Origin of the sequence: Lysinibacillus macroides, from assembly GCF_001281525.1 — a bacterium.
Classification (GTDB): domain Bacteria; phylum Bacillota; class Bacilli; order Bacillales_A; family Planococcaceae; genus Lysinibacillus; species Lysinibacillus macroides.
Window position 1 is genome coordinate 620,866 of the sequence record NZ_LGCI01000005.1, and the last position, 17,622, is coordinate 638,487.

A 17,622-nucleotide genomic window follows, 5' to 3' on the forward strand; every position below is an offset into this window, starting at 1 on the left:
CAAGACAAGCTGCTAAGGATTTTTTTATTTATTTGTTTAACGAGTGTACTCAAATACGCCATGTGTAGTGACCAAGAAACTACCACTGATTTCAAGGTCACGTCCATAGGCTTCATAATCAATATAGTTTTGTAAACTAGCAGGTATTTCACCTAATGCGCCTGTTTCCTCTACGAGATACCTTGCCACATCTTCCATATCATTACAGTCATGATAGTACATAATGTCGTCTTGCTGTTCCAATAACTCGTCTACACTGTTAAACCAACAGCTTTGTACTTCGGAAAGGGCATCATAAAGGGGTGTACCTGCAATTTCTTCTACTAATGCACATAAACGATTGATTTCTTCGATGGAAGTATATTCATGTATATCAAAAGGGAGTTCATAATCATGAATAGCGTATTCCTCATATTCTTCATTCAAGCCAATACGTTCTTTGACTTCTTCAAAGTCAATAGGTGGTGTAAACCAAGCACCATTGATTCTACCTTCATTATATTTGCCGAGATTCGTTATAAAAACTTGCATGTCCATGTCATCACTTCCTTTTTTTGATTTTGAGTATAAAAAATACAGTCAGCTTTTATAAGCTCACTGTATTTAATAGTCTTTATTCATATTTTAGTAAGATAAGCAAATTGGAATTTTTAAATTACTTTATTTTTTTGATTGACTATCTAAAATAGAGCCAATCATCATTCCAACAAGCATTCCTAATCCTGCTCCTATAGGTATACCAAATATAAAATTATCTCTGTTTATAATAAGGTCTGCAATAATCCCTAGACAAGTACCAAAGGATAATCCGAGTGAGATACCTAGTGTTAAATATCTATTTTTATCTTTTTTCATCACACACCTCTTCAAAATCCTAATCTACTGTAGCTTTATTCTATCATCAATCACTTTCATGTCATAGTTCTGGTTAAGCCCCAATAATTCGATTGAATAAATCTAATAATACATCCTTGACTCCAGCCGCATTAAATACTAAGCCAACAGCGATTAAGGCAATAATGGAAAAGCCAATGAGTTTGGAAAATTCACGTTTAAAGCCTAAATAAATCCCGATAATCACAATAGCCAGTAACACCAAAGACTGTGCATTGGTTAAAAACCAATCATAAATATTTTGTCCAAAGTTCATGTGTATCGCTCCTTTCTATTGAACCGTTTAATATTTCGTTACTTGACGCATACATTCGATAAACCAAAGGCATAGACCACCAATCACGACAAACAGTGTATATTTCACTACTTTTAGCATGTTTTTTTCCTCCTTGGTTATGGTTGAATAACTTCCTCTTTCGGAAGGGCTTGTTGGGCTAATAATTTTTCGTGTCGTTCGGACAGCTTTGCATGGCGAATCATCTCTTTTATAATGCTTGTGTCGTTGATGTCGTCTAGTTTCATCGCCAGCTTCAAAGTGGGGGCTACTTGACGAGCCAACCAGTTTAATGTTTTTTCGAAGGTGTACGGTTCAGGCTTTGTGGTGAGCTTTAATTTTCTTCCTTCTGTATCTATAAATAACGCCCAGCGAGGGTTGATTTTCCATTTACTACGGCGTTTAGAAGGGTCTTTGTCCACAAAACGGATATAGCGATTCACAATCGAAAAAGCGGTATGTCCTGCATCTTCATAGGTCATTAAATCCGCAACTGCATGATAGGCGCGCTCATTCTTTAAGCGGATTTCAAAGCGATTTTTCGTTTCTGCATCTTCAAGCGCAATACCATTTTTCACATACTGCTCGTAATCTTTTTCATAGATACAGAAATACACTTCACTTTTTAATGAGCCAATGTACAAGGTGTTCCCCATATCAGGCTTTTCTCTCCGATGCACCAGTTCCCCAGAGCGATAATTCTTAAAACTACGAAAGACAGAAATACATTCCTCGTTCTGGCATTTCCTTGTGAGTTCAGGTATATCTAGCAGCCCGACCTTATCGTTAATCGCAAGGTCAAGTCGCTTGAAAATGCCACCTGCTCGAAAGACATCGGTAAAAAAATCAAACCAACTTCGCTGTTGTGCTAACAGAAAATTTTCAAATTGCCGACAACCTTTACCTTTTAGCTCAACAAGGCAACCTTTATCTTGGTCGGGCGATACCATCACGACTATATCGCCAAATACATATTGCTCGGCGTATGAATAAAACGCATAGTCCTCATGAAGCATATAGTCCATTTTAAGTTTCATGATTTCTTCAATTACTGGCTTGGGGTCAGTCGTTGGAAATCGAATTCGCACATAGTCGAATAGCATTTCAAGTGGCGCATCTGGGTTGTAGCGTTCCAATATGTCCATCATCGTTGCCATAAGTGCTTCCGATGGTATCACTTTCCCTGTTTCAATTTCACTGACATATTGCCTTGTAACACCAGCCTCTACCGCTAACTTATTTTGTGAAATACCATAGGCAATGCGCTTTTCTTTCAAGTCTGTATACCATGTATCTTTATTCATAGGCATTCCTCCAAACAAAAAAGATGTCAACTAAAAGGGCAAAAGTTGACATCTGCTTTATGCTTCCAAAACCCTTGCGCCATCTGGCGTGAACGGTTGTAAGGAACTGTTTTTTGGTGTATTTGTACCCCCCTGTTAGATACGGGGGGCTTGCACAGGGCAGGGCAAGCCCTGCCCAGCAGAAACGGCACTTTGCGGTCTGTTCGCTTCGCTGACCACAAAGCACCGCTTCTGCTGATTTACCTATTCATGCCAACATACAGCATGATAAGGTTACTATCGGAATCAAGGCATACTTTCAATGTTTCTTCTGGTATTTCCGTTCCTCGAATATTCCCTTGAAGAAAGTCCTTTTCCATGACCTCAAACACATAATCAATTCGACAACGGCAGATAGAGTGCTTGCTTTCTAAGCGAATCTGAAAGCGGCTAGGTAATGAACGCTCACCATTAGCGATTTCATAAAGAATTTTCCCCACTTTTTCATTAAATCGTTCAATAGGGTTAATACCGAATCCCTTGTGTCGGGCATCTGTTAATTTGTTCGCATCTGTAACAAATTGATGATAATGTAGGCAAATGCAGTTTATCCATTTGCCTGTGCTTAGATGACCCACGTTCATGTTTAGATAGTCCATGTATGATACCTCCTGTATATAGCTTTTATTCCTCTGGTACAGTTTGTTTTGTTTCCTGTCTTGAGTGTACAAGTGAAGCGATGGTCTGTAAAAAGTCATGTTCTTTTGGGACAAGGGGTGTATAAAACTCCGAGATAACACTATCACCTTTATCCACATAGCCACGTCCTTTAATCTGTTTCAAGAAAAATTGCTTTTGCACATCTGCGCCAAAAAGCATCCCATATCCAAGTTCGCTCATTCTGCCTAATCCCACACGAAAATTGAACTGGTCACGAATCCCATCACCCAAATATTTTGCATCGGGTCGCTGACAAGCGAGAATAAGGAAAAAGCCAGCTTGCCTGCCTAACATAACAATCTGTTTCAATTTGCTTAAAACAGCAATACTCTCTTTTGAACCAATCATTTCGATAAATGATACATATTCATCGAAGATAAGAAAGTGAGGGGCTAACCCTAAATAGGCATAGTTTTCACCTGTTTTGTAGTTCGGCATTTGTTTCATTTCTTCACTACGAGCCACCATGTTGTTATAAAATTGGTCAATACAGGCAAGCATATCTTCCTTTTTATAATAGACATCGGGCATAACCGTGGCTAAATCGGCTAAGTCAGCATTTTTCGGGTCTAAGACATAGAGAACAGCATCTGTCCGTAACAACGCTTCAATTAAAGTCAAGATAAAATACGTTTTTCCTCCGCCAGTACCCCCAGCAATCAACATATGAGGGAGTTTGTCATATTCCCAATATACCGATTCCATTAACTTTAGTTTGCCGTTTTGTGCAATGACTTCTTCTATTGAAATGCGGTTGGCAATCGTATCATATAAAAGCACATATTCTACAAAGGATTCATGCAGTTCTTTTGACACAAGCTCACAATACAAACCACTTTCGAGCTTTTTTTCGAGAGTAAGCAATTGTTCTTGATACTTGCCAAGTGTGATGCCGACTTGAATATAGAGCAGTCCTGCTTCAAGCCGATAGTATATTTTCGGAAAATAGCTGATTTTGTCTTTTGATTTGCCAGAGGATATATCCTCAAAAAAATTGATAGACTGTACTTGTTTGGTTTCGTACCATCCATTTTCCAGTATCATTTTAGCGAGCTTTTGTCGGTGAAGTACCTGTCGAATTTTGTCATAGCGATAACGACAATACAAATAGGCACATGCACCTGTTAGGACAAGGCTAATAGAGAACGTCACCAGTCCATACGTGCTGATGAAATGTTGTTGAAAAGTCGAGAGCTGCCATTCATGAGTGAGCAAGAATGGGAAGTGAAAGACAAGGAATGACAGCAACCAAACAACACCCATTCGGCTCAAACAAAATTGCATAAGCAAGGACGCATCGTGAGGGCGAATCCGTTTACCACGTTGGCGAAAAAGGTGCATCTTTATTTATCCTTATCCGATAGCGCTTTTGGTGCATTATTCATAGTAGGAGATGGTTTGCCTTTTAACACAATGTCGTCTGCTTTAATATACCAATCTACATCTGCGCCACGGAAGGTTGCGTTCGCTACTGTATTGGCAATCGGGTTAATAATATCGACCTCTGCGTTGTAATCAAATTCCCTTAGTGGAATAGTAGCAGGAATACTCACTTGAATCATGCGACCTTGTTCACGAGATTTTAAATCGTAGGTGCGTTCCTTTACTTCTGTAGACACTGTGCCATCTTCATTTTGTAAAAATACTTCACGTCTTAATGCCGAAAATTTCAATTGACCAAATGTTTTGTCCTTATCAATGACAATCCCTTGTGCTAATCTCATATTTGATTCCTCCTTATGCTTTCACCATGTCGTCAGCATGTAAAATGTAATTTGTAAAGCCACGATTGCCGATTTTATAGCCTTCTACGGTAATTCGGGGATTGATTAATTGAACGGTTTCTTCTGGTTCAAAGTGTTTTTCGCCTGCTTCTGCGGGTAAAATGACCTCAATATCATCTGCTCGTTGAATATCCGAGTACAAATTGTAGCTGCGAGATAAAGTGGTCATGCGCCCATTGATTCTGCGCTGTTCCATTTTGCCCTCGCCTGCATACTCTAATCGACCAAATGTTTTGTCCATGTTTGGAATCACGTATTTTAGTTCCATTGTTCATTCCCTCTTTCTTTTATTTAATGAATGCTTTTATTTGTAAATTGCAGATGTAAGATGAAGGTGGGGGACGACCATGGAAGATTTTTTTATCAACAGCCATTTGAACAAGTAAGCTGCAAATCATGATTTCCTTGGTAGCAGAATAATGATTTTCCACAACATGATTTCTACAGTTTTTCATTTTTTATCCCTCCAATTTTGTCACAACTTAAAAACGCCATCTGTCGGTAAAATACCGTTCAAATGACGTTTTAGGTGTGATTATAGATGTGTTTAATTGTCTTTAGATTTTTATAAAGCCTTGTGTATCAAGGGTTTCAAGCTGTTGTCTATATGCACATGCACCGAATGGAGCTGGGAAAACAACAGCTATTCGTCATATTATGGGGTTCTCTAAGCCACAGCAAGGAATCGTTACCGTAAATGGGCTAGACAGTTGGACAAATACTAGCACGATTCAAGAAAAACTAGGTTATCTACCTGGAGAAGTAGCATTACCTGAAAATTTAACAGGTAAGCAATTTATCCAAATGATGATGGATTTAAGAAAAGTAAAGGATGATACTCTTTGTAAAAAATTGGTGGATTTCTTTGAGCTTGATGCTGCGGGAAAGGTCAAACGAATGTCACTGGGTACGAAAAGAAAATTAGCGATTGTGACGGCATTCATGCATGATCCAGATGTCCTCGTTCTTGATGAACCTACAAGTGGTTTAGACCCCATCATGCAACAACGCTTTATCGACTTCGTGAAAGAAGAAAAAAAGCGAGGCAAAACCATTTTACTTTCAAGTCATATTTTTACTGAAGTCGATGCCACGTGTGATGAAATTTCAATTATTAAGGATGGATATTTGATTTCGTCATTTAACAAACAAGAACAATTAAAAATGACAGAAAAGGTCTTTAATCTAACTGTCCAAAACGACAAACATTATACGCAACTTGTACAGAAGTTTGAATCGAATGCAGCTTTTCACGTACTCTTTAAAAATGATCAAACAAATGATCTTCAAATTGGCTGTTATCCAAGTGATTTATCAAAGCTCATTCAATTATTAATCGACTTTCCTATTTCAAGTTTCAGCGAAGTGCCGTTTAGTTTAGAAAAGCATTTTATGGAATTTTATGATAGACGTGTAGGAGGGGATTACCGTGGCAATGATTGAATTACAAAACGTGACGAAAGATTATGGAGATAGTCGAGGTATTTTTAATATTAATCTTTCAATTGAATTAGGTGAAGCATTTGGATTCGTTGGTACTAACGGAGCAGGTAAAACAACGACGATTCGCCATTTAATGGGGTTTTTAAAACCTAATACTGGAACAGTGCAGATTAAGAATCTTGATGCGTGGCAAAATGCTGCGGAAATTAAGCAGTGTGTTGGCTATACTCCAGGAGAAATTGCCTTTCCTGATGTGAAAACTGGCTGGGAGTTTATTCATCAGCAAGCAGAGCTATTACAGCTAACAGATTTAAGCTTTGCCAACCAATTAATTGAAAGACTGCAACTTGACCCCTCAGCCAATATTAAACGTATGTCAAAGGGCATGAAACAAAAAACTGCGATTGTTGTCGCATTGATGGCTGATCCTCCAATTCTAATTTTAGATGAGCCTACAACGGGACTCGATCCTTTAATGCGTGCAGAATTTATACAAATTATCAAAGAGGAAAAAGGGAAAGGCAAAACGATTTTTATGTCTAGCCATATGTTCGAAGAAATCGAGGAAACTTGTGATAAAGTAGCGATGATAAAAGAAGGGAAAATTATTACAATCGAAGCTATTTCGTCGATTATGTCAAATGAACATCAACAATTTATCATTGAGTTTAGTAATGAGCAGGAAAGTACTCGTTTTATGCAAGAGAAGCTTGATTCAGTGGCTATTAGTCATACAATGGTTTCTGTAAATATTGAAAATAATATATTAAATGAATTTTTAGCTATTTTATCAACGTATCAATTTGATAATTTAACAGAACAAAACCATACACTTCAAGAACAGTTCTATCACTTATATTCAGGGGGACAATCTCATGATTAATGGTACAATTTTTAAACAAACTTTACACGCAAATGTAAAGCTTTGGCTAATGTTTACGATTGTTTTAACGATATTGCAAGTAGTGATGATCGCTGTATTTGATGCTAGTACGTTAACCGATGTTAGTCATTTAGTAGAGGGGACAGCACTTGCAGGAATGCTTGGCAAAACGACATTACTAGGTATGCTTGCTTCAACATTTTATTCAATTCATGGCGTCATATTCCCAATTATTTTTATCATTATGACTGCAAATAGTTTAATTGCTTCTCAAGTGGATCGCGGCTCCATGGTCTACTTATTATCAACACCAACAAAACGATCTACAATTATTGTTACACAAGCATTTTACTTAATTGTGGCTTTAGTTATCATGTTTTTTATGGAAACAATTGCTGGTCTTGTAACAATTCAAGTGTTCCAATCTGACACGGATATTGTGGTAGCAGATTTTGTTATGCTGAATGTTGGTTTATTATTGTTAATGTTTGCTATTAGTGGTATTTCGTTCTTTTTTTCGAGCTATTGCAACTTAACGAAAAACTCCCTTGCTTTTGGAGCTGGTATTCAGATTGCCTTTTTCTTATGCCAGTTGCTAAGTTCAGTCGACGAAAGCCTTAATGTACTTAATTACCTCACAATAAATGCATTATTTGACACAACTGCTATTTTAGATGGTGAACACTATTGGTGGAAGCTGATCATTCTTTTCGGTATTGGTCTTGTTCTCTATATAGCAAGTTTAGAAGTATTTAAGCGCAAAGACCTACCACTTTAATCGAATCTTTACATTCGCTTGTGTCCCCTTTATATTGGGGTTGAGATATAGCATGAGATAAATCGGTGGATGTCTGTTGCGGGGACATTCTCTACGCATATGGCGTTCATCCATTTATTTTGGCTCATGCCAAAATAAATGGATTGTTAGTTTGTACTATTTTTGCTGAAAGATCGCCACGTCCTATGGCAACGACACCAAAGCGTAATGGATAGATGGTTATTTCGCTAGCCCATTTTGAAAGGCATAGACAACCGCTTGTGTACGATCTTGCACTTCTAGCTTTGCTAAAATATTGCTAACATGGGTTTTCACCGTTTTTAACGCAATATATAGCTCGTCAGCGATTTCCTGATTAGCTTTGCCCTGTGCCATGAGCAATAATATTTCCATTTCACGGTCCGTCAGTTGCTCGTAAAGGGGCGTATTATTGCCGTGGCGCATACGGTGCATCATTTTGGAAGTGACCTCTGGCTCTAATACCGTTTCACCACCCATTGTTTTACGGATAGCATCAGCAATTTGTTTCGCATTCGATGTTTTTAAAATATAGCTTACTGCACCAGCCTCTAGGGCAGGGTAGACTTTATCATCGTCTAAAAAACTAGTAACCATCATAATTTTCGCCTCAGGCCATGCCGCTAAAATTTCGACAGTTGCCTCTGCTCCTGTCATAATGGGCATCACATTATCCATTAAAATAATATCAGGCCTTAGCGCAAGGGCCTGTTCAACAGCCTCCTTCCCGTTTTCAGCCTCACCGACAACCGTAATATCTGGCTGGGCTGAAAGATAAGCTGCTACACCAATCCGTACCATTTCATGATCATCCACTATTAGCACTTGAATCGTCATGCTCTTCCTCCTTCTGTAGTGGAATTTTAACCTCCACAATCGTTCCCTCATCAGGCACTGAGACAATTTTATAGGTGCAGCCAATTTCAACTGCCCGTTCCGCTATATTTTGCAAGCCATAGGAAGTTGATTTATCCGCCTCTACATCAAAGCCTAAGCCATTATCTTGAATTCGTAAAATGGCTAAATCATCACGAGCCACAAGCAGTAATTCGACTTCACTTGCTTTGGCATGCCGAAGTGTGTTGGAGAGAGCCTCCTGTGCAATGCGAAATAAATGATCTTCCTCTGCCTTTGTTAATGCCATTTCCTCTAGCTCATAGTCAATATGAAAATAGACCTTTTGCTGAAGCTCAATAATGAGTTCCTCTAAGCCTTGTGCTAGTGTTTTATTGTGTAGAGCTACAGGACGTAGATGAAGCAATAAAGCACGCATCTCTAGCTGTGCCTGTTGTACTATTTTTTCCACCTGCTTTAAGCTAGCAGCATTCTCGTCATTTTCAGTCAAAGCAGAAAGCAACATGGAGGCTGCGAACAATTGCTGTGACACGGAGTCGTGCAGCTCTCTAGCTAGACGTTGACGTTCTGCAATAATACGTTCTTGAATAATTTTATCATTTGCTTCCGCCCGTTCATTGGACAGACGCTGTAAACTTTTACGCTGTGTATCAATTAATTCACTCGTTTGTGCAATGGCTTTTTTTAATGACTTAGGAAGAGCCTGCTTGTTGGGAAGCTCAAAATCAGGCTCAATCAATTGCTTTACAAGACGTGTTGCCTGCGCCTCTCGTGCACGAGCTGTCATGCTAATCCAGCTTGCAATCAGTAAGCTAAGGACAAAAAGGCTAAGAATGATAATGCCTCCAAAAGGAATATCATCGTAATATTGTTGCCATAAAGGCTCCCATGTTTTTTCATCTGGATTCCCCCATATCGCAACAAGTAGACCAAATGTAGCACTCATTAAAATGAAAAATAAGGTAAATAATCTTGAGATAAAGGCAATCATTTTCGTAGCACCTCCAAATCTCCAAGCCATGTTGCCACATGAATGACAAGGATACGCTTCGCATCCTCAGGGTTTCCATCAGAGAAGTGAATACTTTCATTGACGATACGTTGTGGTCCTGCATGTAAGCAAGTCAGCTCCCCAAATAGCGTTGTATAGTGTAAACGGAAAGGAATTTCATAAGGAATATACACTTGCACTTTGCCAATTCCCTGACGGATGGTAATCAGGCTCGTGCCAGTCGGTAAAATTGTTTGTGTTGTATCAATGGTAATATCCCCTGCTAGACGCTGAATTTGCACATCCTGCCATTTGTATGCTTCAGTGGGTGCTGGCATTGTGCCAATTAAATCGCTTTTTGTTGTAGGAAGCGGCTCAAAAAGTTCCGCCCCAACTACTTTTGGTTCATTTTCTCGTTGTAAATATTGATAAAGCATATATAAAGGGATCGAAATGATAAATAAACGTAAGCTCCACATCGTGAACAGAGCAATAACAATGAAGAAAATTCCTGTCCATTTAAAAAAGCGAATTTTTTTGGAGAAGCTTAAATAAAGCAGTACAGCCCCAATCAATAAACAGAAGGCACCGCCATTATTAAAAACGGTTAGCTCCACAAAGATGAGTAAAAAGAAGCATAGCACCCAAAATGTAAGCTTATTTGTTGTGAAATTTTGCAAGAGGGTCACCCTTCCTTCTAAAAATTGATGTGAGAAGCCGAACTTCTCTACAAGTTTCTAGTATTTTTCAAGCATCTTTTTGAATGTATCGTTTATTAAAGTGACATCAAGTTTGTTTGGATAGTGAGCAGAGTGCTGTAATGTAATAAACTCCTTGCCATTTGGCGCATCTAACATCTCATAATATTGTTTTGATAATTCATAATTTGCCTGCTTATCATATTTTCCATGAATAATATACACAGGAATATCTATCGTTTTTACAGTTTCAAAAAAATTAGTAAGGATAATTTCTTTTTTTAATTCCTTGCTTTTAATAACACTAAATTGGGGACCAGAAATAAATGCTTTATAAATATCTCGTAAAGAATAATCAGGAGAAGTAAAAGCCCCTTTGATTAAATTAAAAAGATTAACCTTTTCTATCGTATCATCAAAATAATTCATGCCTTTATATTGATGGATAAGATCGCTAAACTGGTCTTCATCTTCTTTAAAGTATGGTTCTTTAGCAAAACTCTCCAAAATGCTAAGCGTTTTCTCATCGTCAATAGCTTGAGCTTCTTTCTTTATCCAATTATAACCAAGCCTCTGTCCTTTTGTCGGATTCGTCAATTGCGAGATGCCTAAATAAGCACGAAACTTTTCAGGATATTGAGCAATTAAGTGTGTGCCAATGACTGTTCCAAAAGATTGACCAATGATAAAGATCTTTTCCTGTTTGTAATGTACTCTAATAAAATCCACAATACTATTAGCATCTTCGGTGAATTGAGCGAGGTTCATTGTGTTTAATGATAAATTTTTATTATAACTTTTACCAGAACCACGTTGATCATAAAATACAGCTACGCAGTGCTCAGTGATCTCAGGAAACAGTGTTCTAGCACTTACACCATAAGGAAACGGAGAGCCAGGGCCACCATGAAGGAATAAACAAAACGGTTTTTCTCTGTCTTGCCCTTCTACTAATAGAAATTGTTTATCTCCATTTACTGTTATTTCTTTTAGTTCACTAATACCACCGTTTTCTATAATAGTAGCGCTTTGTTGTTTGATCTGCTGTTGAACGATGAAACGATAACTTAATAAAATAAGTGTAAGTATGATAAGAAAAATTAAAGCATAAAGGCTTATTTTCATCAGATGATGAACCCACTTTTTATTTTTCATCTTCGTAAATTCCCTTTTCCAGTAGTAGCTGGCAGTATAATACCCACATCAAGGTAACCATTAAAAGCCCATAAGCTGCCAGTGAAAAAATATTATACTAAAGTATATAATGGATGCGATATGTGAAAAATCGGAAGCACTTAAAGTTTTAGAATGATGAATTGAAAAGCCTCTATAAAAGTAGGTTGCTTTTCTTCAAAGAAATGGGATGCTTCTTAAATAGAGGCATCCCTTATTTCTTTATATTATACCATGTTATTTATTTTCAATTAGCAGTGGTGAGCTATCTTCTGTTGCTTTTTTCTCTAATTCTGCCAGTCTTGCCTCAAAAGTTGTTACCTCATGATCTTTGTTGATTTGGTAAGCTAATTTATCGATATATGCTTCTAAATCTTCAAAATTTGTTTTATTGTTTTTGGCAATCATGCCGTCCATTTGATGATGGGCACGTGTAACGTTTTCTTTGCCCATCAGCTGTAATTGACGTACTTTCATATCTTTAATTTTATGCTTCATTGTTTCGAATTTACGCTCGAGCTCGAAGTATTCACGTGTACTTGCTTCAATGCTCGTTTGCAATGTGTGGTTACGAGCTGTGTAAGCTGTTACTTCATCCGTAGCGAAATCAATTAAGTCCTGCTCGCCGCTAGTTTGTGCTAATGCCAATTGAGATTCACGTTTTGCAAGTAATGCTGCGTTCTCCTTGTATTCTTGCTCTAGCTTTTCTTTTAATTGCCCTTGTCGCTCTAATAATTTGCCTGTTTGTTCTGTTTGCTTTTCTGCTTCACGAATATATTGATTTAACATCGCAATCGGATTTTTTTGTTCCTTCTTATCAAATAATTGGTGTAAGTCTGCCTCTACTGTATATCTAAAACGTTGAAATAAATTCATTTAAAATCGCTCCTTTTATTTTGTTAAATTTGACCATTCTTTTTCAAAGTTTGTAAACGGATCTTCTTCTTTTTTGCCTTCAATTGTAGGAATTTTTACATCTTCGCCATTCCATTTTTTATAGATCACATAAATCATAGCGATAGCTGCAAGACCGATCATTGCTGGAATGTTGGACACTGCTGATAAGACACCGATTAGACCAACTGTAAACCAGAAAATTTTCCCGAATGTTGACTTGCTTGCGATATAGAAGTGCATCCCAAGTGCTACAAGTAATCCAGAGAATAATAAACCTGCCAGTGGTCCGATTAAGGCAAGTGCCACACATGCTGCGATGATGCCTCCAGTTAATAAAAGAAATTTTTTCATATGTTTTAGCTCCTTTCGTTTGTACCTTTATGTTACCGATTTACACAACGATCTAAAACGGACTCGAAATTGATTTTGTACTAGGTCTTGAGACTGAGTACTTTCTAAGCTGCTAGAGAAGAGGCTTTTTTGTACTCTAACGTGGTGTTCAATGTGCTAATTTTGGATAGAAAAATGACTTTATTTCTAGCAATATTGATCATTTGCCATAAAGTAATTTTTAGAATGGAAACTAGAAGCTTTTCGACAAAAATAGAAGATAGCTTCCTCCTTCATTTGACAAATTAACAAGATTGAATGAGCTATACTAATGAAAAAGAAATTGAGCGAAGGAGGATTTCTGGTGAGAACCTATTCTATATATAAGATAAAAGAAGAGCATTTAACGTTTATTTTTGGCAGAGAGCGTAAGTTGTTAGAGATGATGCAGGGCTGTGAAGACGCGAATGAGAAATCCTTAAAAGAGCTTGCCTATATATGTGAATCTGTGTATTTCGATGAGATTGCACGAATGCTGGAGCAGCAGCTTGATTCCAAATATGCACATTTAGAAAAGGCACGTAATGCTTTGTTTTTAGAACATCCAATAAAAGGGAAAATGGCGATTTATTTGGTTGATCGCAAAATTTGTGTATACTGTGAAGGGTCACGAATGTTAGATTTAGATTTATTTCAGATGCTTGCCAAAATGAGTGAACGCTTTATTGCTTTTAATAAGCAGGAAAATGAATGTGGGTGGTTAAAGCCAATGAAGTATACAATGCATTAGGAAAATTCACTACAATATATAGTAACACGCTATTATTTCATGTATAATGGTGCGTGGAGAGTTTTTTCTCGGTATATTGGAGTGGAGGAGGTTGGTTGTATGCCTACATGGGGCTGGATTATTATCGTAATTATCGCATTAGCAGCGGGCGCAGCACTTGGTTTCTATTTCGCTCGTCAGGCTATGATGAAATATTTAAAAGAAAACCCACCTATTAATGAGCAAATGATTCGTATGATGATGGCACAAATGGGTCGTACGCCGTCTGAAAAACAAGTACGTCAAATGATGGCACAAATGAATAAATTCCAAAAATAGTTGGAACAATGCAAGAGCTGTTTAGAAAGATATCACTTTCTGAGCAGTTTTTTATATTGAAGCGGTGGATAGCATGCTCGAATTGAAAGTTAGAATTATAAAATCAACGGATAGACCGTTCAAAAAGAGGAGATAGAGTAACTTTTTGCAATAATGTGACATCCTTTCGCTTTTTTAATTAAAACTCGTTATAATAATTGAGAGTATGTGAAAAGGGGTTGTCCACTATGACGAAAGAAAAAACAAATGTAGAAAGCTTTGATCTGGATCATACAAAGGTAAAGGCTCCATATGTGCGCTTAGCAGGTGTAAAAACTGGAAAAAATGGCGATGAAGTATATAAATACGATATTCGCCTTAAACAGCCAAATAAGGAGCATATGGAAATGCCTGCCTTGCATTCCTTAGAGCATTTATCAGCGGATATTATTCGTAATTATTCCGAGAATATTGTGGATTTTAGTCCAATGGGCTGTCAAACAGGCTTCTATGTATCGTTAATTAATCACAATGATTATGAGGATTTATTAACCATCTTAGAAAAAACATTTACAGATGTTATGAAGGCAACAGCAGTACCTGCCTGCAATGAAGTACAATGTGGCTGGGCAGCTAGTCATAGTTTGGAAGGGGCGCAAGCATTGGCACAAGCGTTTTTAGCAAAACGTGATGAATGGCATATTGTTTTTGCAGAATAATAAATGTAAAAAACTTGCTAGAGTAAACTGCATCCCAATTGTTAGAGACCATCTAACAATTGGAGGTGCAGTTTTTTATGTGTGTTAAAAATGGAATGGTATGACATTAGAGGAGGATGGCTCCTGATTAATTTTTTTATAAATAAAACATTCTAAGAAATCATGAATTAAATCTTCATATTCATCCATATTTTCATTAAAGGACTGGGCATGTTCACCTGTATCAAATAACTTCAATTTCTTAGGTCCTGCTTTTTTATGGTATAAATCAAGTGACATTGCTGCTGGAATAAATGTGTCGGGAATACTATGGATAAAAAGTACAGGTTTTTGAATATGTGCTGCTGCTTCAGCAGGTGTCACACTTTTGAAGGAGTAGCCATCCCGTAGACGCACAAAAAAGTCAGCAAAGTGAACAGGGATGATAGAGCCATACTTAAATTCGGTTTTGGCGATCTGCCTGAGTAACATTGAAAAATCGGAGAAGGCACAATCAGAAATATAAAAATCAGCGCCATCCTCTACTGTTCCGGCATAAAGCAGCATTGTTGCAGCACCCATTGATTCTCCGTGAATACCTAAAATAGCATCCTCACCAATCATTGCTTTCACCGTTTTCACAACAGCATCGAGATCATATTTCTCATAGTGCCCGTAGCTTGTTGTTTTGCCACCAGAATCACCATGGCGACGATGGTCAAAAATAACGGAATTATAGCCGAGTCGTTCAAATAAACGCGCATATTTCACGGAATTAATCTTATTTTCCGTGACACCATGGCAAATAATAATGGTGTTATTAGTTTGTAAAGGCTGAAACATAATACCTCGAATTGCATAGCCATTGGGCGAATCAATATTGAGCTCGCATTTCAAATTGTTATTGTACCAAGCTTCATCAAAGCGTTTGGCGGTTGTTTCACGTTCACGAATAAATTCAGGGTCTTTTTGCTGGATATACATTAATTTATTGGAAAGCGCAAAGCCGAACAGCCCCGTTGCTACCGCAGCTAGCGTTGTTGTAATACCAGAGAATAAAAGCATCTTCTTTTTTTTCAAACTAAACACCTCCACATGCTATTCCTTATTTGTAATGTTCCCAACTGAGATTGTTTAAAACACGACAACATTTTACAATAATTTTGGTAAAACTACGATTATTCCTCTTATCGAAAATCATCAAAACATTTGTTAAGATATACATATCTGCTAATAGCATATGCATGCAGTGTTGATTTTGAACGGGGAAAAGAGGAGGATGAACATGACAAATGAGGTAGTAATCGTAAGTGCTGTACGGACAGCAATTGGCTCATTTCAGGGCACATTAAAAGGCGTGCCAGCAACAGATTTGGGGAGTATTGTCATTAAAGAGGCATTAGCACGTGCAGGCGTAGCAGGCGAACAGGTCGATGAGGTGATTATGGGGAATGTTTTATCGGCTGGACTTGGTCAAAATCCAGCGCGTCAAGCAGCCATTAAAGCTGGGCTACCGCATGAGGTATCTGCTTTAACGATTAATAAAGTATGCGGCTCTGGCTTAAAGGCCGTTCATTTAGCAGCACAAGCCATTATAGCAGGAGATGCAGATATTATTGTAGCAGGTGGCTTTGAAAATATGAGTCAAGCACCGTATGTTCTAAAAAATGCGCGAGAAGGCTTCCGCATGGGCGATCAAAAGGTTGTGGATACAATGATTCATGATGGTTTATGGTGCGCTTTTAACGATTATCATATGGGCATTACAGCAGAAAATTTATGTGATGCCTATCAAATTTCACGCGAGGAGCAGGATGCTTTTGCAGCACGCTCACAGCAACGTGCAGAGGCGGCAATTGCTGCTGGGAAATTTGAGGATGAGATTGTTGCTGTAGAAATTCCACAGCGTAAGGGAGAGCCCATTTTATTTGATAAGGATGAATTTCCTCGTGCAGGTGTGACTGTGGAGTCATTAGCAAAGCTACGTCCAGCCTTTAAAAAGGATGGCTCTGTCACAGCAGCGAATGCATCAGGTATTAATGATGGGGCTGCAGCGGTTGTCGTGATGTCAAAGGGCAAGGCACAGGAGTTAGGTATTCAACCAATGGCACTAATTGCAGCAAATGCAAGTGCGGGTGTTGACCCTGCGATTATGGGAACAGGGCCTGTCACAGCAGTGAGAAAAGCACTAACAAAAGCAGCTATCACATTAGACGAGATAGATGTAATTGAAGCGAATGAAGCATTTGCAGCACAATCGATTGCTGTAGATCGTGAATTGAGCTTTAATCATGATAAACTAAATGTTAATGGGGGTGCAATCGCTCTTGGTCATCCAATCGGTGCAAGTGGTGCTCGTATTTTAGTGACGCTGCTTCATGAGATGGCAAAGCGTGATGCTAAAACAGGCTTAGCCACATTATGTATCGGTGGTGGACAAGGCGTCGCAACGGTGGTCAAGCGCCCTTAATGTCAAGAAGAAGGTGAAAGCATTGGGAAAGAAACGCAAGCAACAGCAACGATCAGATCATAACACAACCACTAGCCTGTCAAAACAAGACACGGTAACATTAGCCGATCAGCTAGGAGGCGATGTGCTTGCTAAGCTAAAGGCAGCCAAGCAGGATTTAACAGCAAAAGAACGTGCAGCAGAGGAAGAACGTCAAGCCAAACTAGCGTTTGAGCGCAAGCAACGTGAAAAAAATAAATCCTTTGAAGAGCTACTCCATGAATATGGCGATAAAGGGTCGAAGTATTAAAAACAAAGGATATAGATAGACAACTTAACAACCAATTGATCCATCTCTCAATAGAAT

At 38.2% G+C, this 17,622-nt stretch carries 23 protein-coding genes; 8 read left to right on the plus strand and 15 right to left on the minus strand.

Annotated elements, in window-relative coordinates:
* Positions 1–36 precede the first annotated feature (36 nt).
* From ADM90_RS05845 to ADM90_RS05880, 8 genes are all read right to left on the minus strand, one after another.
* The gene (locus tag ADM90_RS05845) at positions 37–537 is read right to left on the minus strand and encodes an antirestriction protein ArdA (RefSeq protein ID WP_053994087.1); all 501 of its coding nucleotides are present in this window, start codon (positions 535–537) and stop codon (positions 37–39) included.
* A 123-nt stretch (positions 538–660) separates the two neighbouring features.
* A complete protein-coding gene (locus ADM90_RS05850; RefSeq protein ID WP_053994088.1) occupies positions 661–855 on the minus strand; it encodes a hypothetical protein in 195 nt (64 codons plus the stop codon).
* A 73-nt stretch (positions 856–928) separates the two neighbouring features.
* Positions 929–1,150 carry a hypothetical protein gene (locus tag ADM90_RS05855; protein ID WP_053994089.1) on the minus strand — a complete coding sequence of 74 codons (222 nt, stop codon included), beginning with the start codon at positions 1,148–1,150 and terminating at the stop codon, positions 929–931.
* 137 nt (positions 1,151–1,287) lie between these two features.
* A complete protein-coding gene (mobT, locus tag ADM90_RS05860; RefSeq protein WP_053994090.1) occupies positions 1,288–2,472 on the minus strand; it encodes a MobT family relaxase in 1,185 nt (394 codons plus the stop codon).
* A gap of 239 nt (positions 2,473–2,711) precedes the next feature.
* Positions 2,712–3,110 carry a hypothetical protein gene (locus tag ADM90_RS05865; protein WP_053994091.1) on the minus strand — a complete coding sequence of 133 codons (399 nt, stop codon included), beginning with the start codon at positions 3,108–3,110 and terminating at the stop codon, positions 2,712–2,714.
* Between the two features lie 25 nt (positions 3,111–3,135).
* On the minus strand, positions 3,136–4,512 hold the full coding sequence (locus ADM90_RS05870; protein WP_053994092.1) for an FtsK/SpoIIIE domain-containing protein: 1,377 nt from the start codon (positions 4,510–4,512) through the stop codon (positions 3,136–3,138).
* A 2-nt stretch (positions 4,513–4,514) separates the two neighbouring features.
* Positions 4,515–4,895, minus strand: coding sequence for a YdcP family protein (locus ADM90_RS05875; RefSeq protein WP_053994093.1), 381 nt, complete (start codon positions 4,893–4,895; stop codon positions 4,515–4,517).
* Positions 4,896–4,908: 13 nt separating this feature from the next.
* On the minus strand, positions 4,909–5,223 hold the full coding sequence (locus ADM90_RS05880) for a YdcP family protein (RefSeq protein ID WP_053994094.1): 315 nt from the start codon (positions 5,221–5,223) through the stop codon (positions 4,909–4,911).
* A 389-nt stretch (positions 5,224–5,612) separates the two neighbouring features.
* Between ADM90_RS05880 and ADM90_RS05885 the strand changes: the two genes are divergently transcribed.
* Genes ADM90_RS05885 through ADM90_RS05895 form a run of 3 tightly spaced genes read left to right on the plus strand, consistent with a single transcriptional unit; the run spans position 5,613 to position 8,059 of the window.
* Positions 5,613–6,398, plus strand: a complete 786-nt coding sequence (locus ADM90_RS05885; protein ID WP_053994095.1) for an ABC transporter ATP-binding protein — start codon at positions 5,613–5,615, stop codon at positions 6,396–6,398.
* On the plus strand, positions 6,391–7,281 hold the full coding sequence (locus ADM90_RS05890) for an ABC transporter ATP-binding protein (RefSeq protein ID WP_235473428.1): 891 nt from the start codon (positions 6,391–6,393) through the stop codon (positions 7,279–7,281). Before ADM90_RS05885 ends, ADM90_RS05890 begins: the two co-directional genes overlap by 8 nt.
* Positions 7,274–8,059 carry an ABC transporter permease subunit gene (locus tag ADM90_RS05895; protein WP_053994097.1) on the plus strand — a complete coding sequence of 262 codons (786 nt, stop codon included), beginning with the start codon at positions 7,274–7,276 and terminating at the stop codon, positions 8,057–8,059. Before ADM90_RS05890 ends, ADM90_RS05895 begins: the two co-directional genes overlap by 8 nt.
* A 219-nt stretch (positions 8,060–8,278) precedes the next feature.
* Here the strand turns inward: ADM90_RS05895 and ADM90_RS05900 are convergent, their stop codons facing one another.
* The 6 genes from ADM90_RS05900 to ADM90_RS05925 all read right to left on the minus strand — a co-directional run bounded on the left by ADM90_RS05900 (position 8,279) and on the right by ADM90_RS05925 (position 13,042).
* A complete protein-coding gene (locus tag ADM90_RS05900; protein ID WP_053994098.1) occupies positions 8,279–8,914 on the minus strand; it encodes a response regulator transcription factor in 636 nt (211 codons plus the stop codon).
* Positions 8,886–9,923: a sensor histidine kinase gene (locus ADM90_RS05905; RefSeq protein ID WP_053994099.1), complete on the minus strand. Its 1,038-nt coding sequence runs from the start codon at positions 9,921–9,923 to the stop codon at positions 8,886–8,888. Before ADM90_RS05905 ends, ADM90_RS05900 begins: the two co-directional genes overlap by 29 nt.
* Complete coding sequence (gene liaF, locus ADM90_RS05910) at positions 9,920–10,603, minus strand: cell wall-active antibiotics response protein LiaF (protein ID WP_053994100.1); 684 nt, start codon at positions 10,601–10,603, stop codon at positions 9,920–9,922. Before liaF ends, ADM90_RS05905 begins: the two co-directional genes overlap by 4 nt.
* Positions 10,604–10,660: 57 nt before the next feature.
* Entirely contained in the window at positions 10,661–11,776 is a 1,116-nt protein-coding gene (locus ADM90_RS05915; RefSeq protein ID WP_053994101.1) for an alpha/beta fold hydrolase, read from the minus strand.
* A gap of 255 nt (positions 11,777–12,031) precedes the next feature.
* Positions 12,032–12,670: a PspA/IM30 family protein gene (locus tag ADM90_RS05920; protein WP_053994102.1), complete on the minus strand. Its 639-nt coding sequence runs from the start codon at positions 12,668–12,670 to the stop codon at positions 12,032–12,034.
* 15 nt (positions 12,671–12,685) lie between these two features.
* Positions 12,686–13,042, minus strand: a complete 357-nt coding sequence (locus tag ADM90_RS05925) for a lmo0954 family membrane protein (RefSeq protein ID WP_053994103.1) — start codon at positions 13,040–13,042, stop codon at positions 12,686–12,688.
* 343 nt (positions 13,043–13,385) lie between these two features.
* Here ADM90_RS05925 and sirA point away from each other — a divergent pair, with 343 nt between their 5' ends.
* From sirA to ADM90_RS05940, 3 genes are all read left to right on the plus strand, one after another.
* Positions 13,386–13,811 (plus strand): sporulation inhibitor of replication protein SirA, encoded by a 426-nt coding sequence (gene sirA / locus ADM90_RS05930; RefSeq protein ID WP_053994104.1) that lies wholly within the window; start codon positions 13,386–13,388, stop codon positions 13,809–13,811.
* A 99-nt stretch (positions 13,812–13,910) separates the two neighbouring features.
* Positions 13,911–14,129, plus strand: coding sequence for a YneF family protein (locus tag ADM90_RS05935; RefSeq protein ID WP_004232154.1), 219 nt, complete (start codon positions 13,911–13,913; stop codon positions 14,127–14,129).
* Between the two features lie 227 nt (positions 14,130–14,356).
* Complete coding sequence (locus ADM90_RS05940) at positions 14,357–14,827, plus strand: S-ribosylhomocysteine lyase (protein ID WP_053994105.1); 471 nt, start codon at positions 14,357–14,359, stop codon at positions 14,825–14,827.
* A gap of 84 nt (positions 14,828–14,911) precedes the next feature.
* Here the strand turns inward: ADM90_RS05940 and ADM90_RS05945 are convergent, their stop codons facing one another.
* A complete protein-coding gene (locus ADM90_RS05945; protein ID WP_053994106.1) occupies positions 14,912–15,886 on the minus strand; it encodes an alpha/beta hydrolase in 975 nt (324 codons plus the stop codon).
* A 205-nt stretch (positions 15,887–16,091) separates the two neighbouring features.
* On the opposite strand from ADM90_RS05945, the gene ADM90_RS05950 reads away from it, so the two are divergent.
* On the plus strand, positions 16,092–17,276 hold the full coding sequence (locus ADM90_RS05950; protein ID WP_412176976.1) for an acetyl-CoA C-acetyltransferase: 1,185 nt from the start codon (positions 16,092–16,094) through the stop codon (positions 17,274–17,276).
* Between the two features lie 22 nt (positions 17,277–17,298).
* Positions 17,299–17,565 carry a YqkE family protein gene (locus ADM90_RS05955; protein WP_053994108.1) on the plus strand — a complete coding sequence of 89 codons (267 nt, stop codon included), beginning with the start codon at positions 17,299–17,301 and terminating at the stop codon, positions 17,563–17,565.
* Positions 17,566–17,622 lie beyond the last annotated feature (57 nt).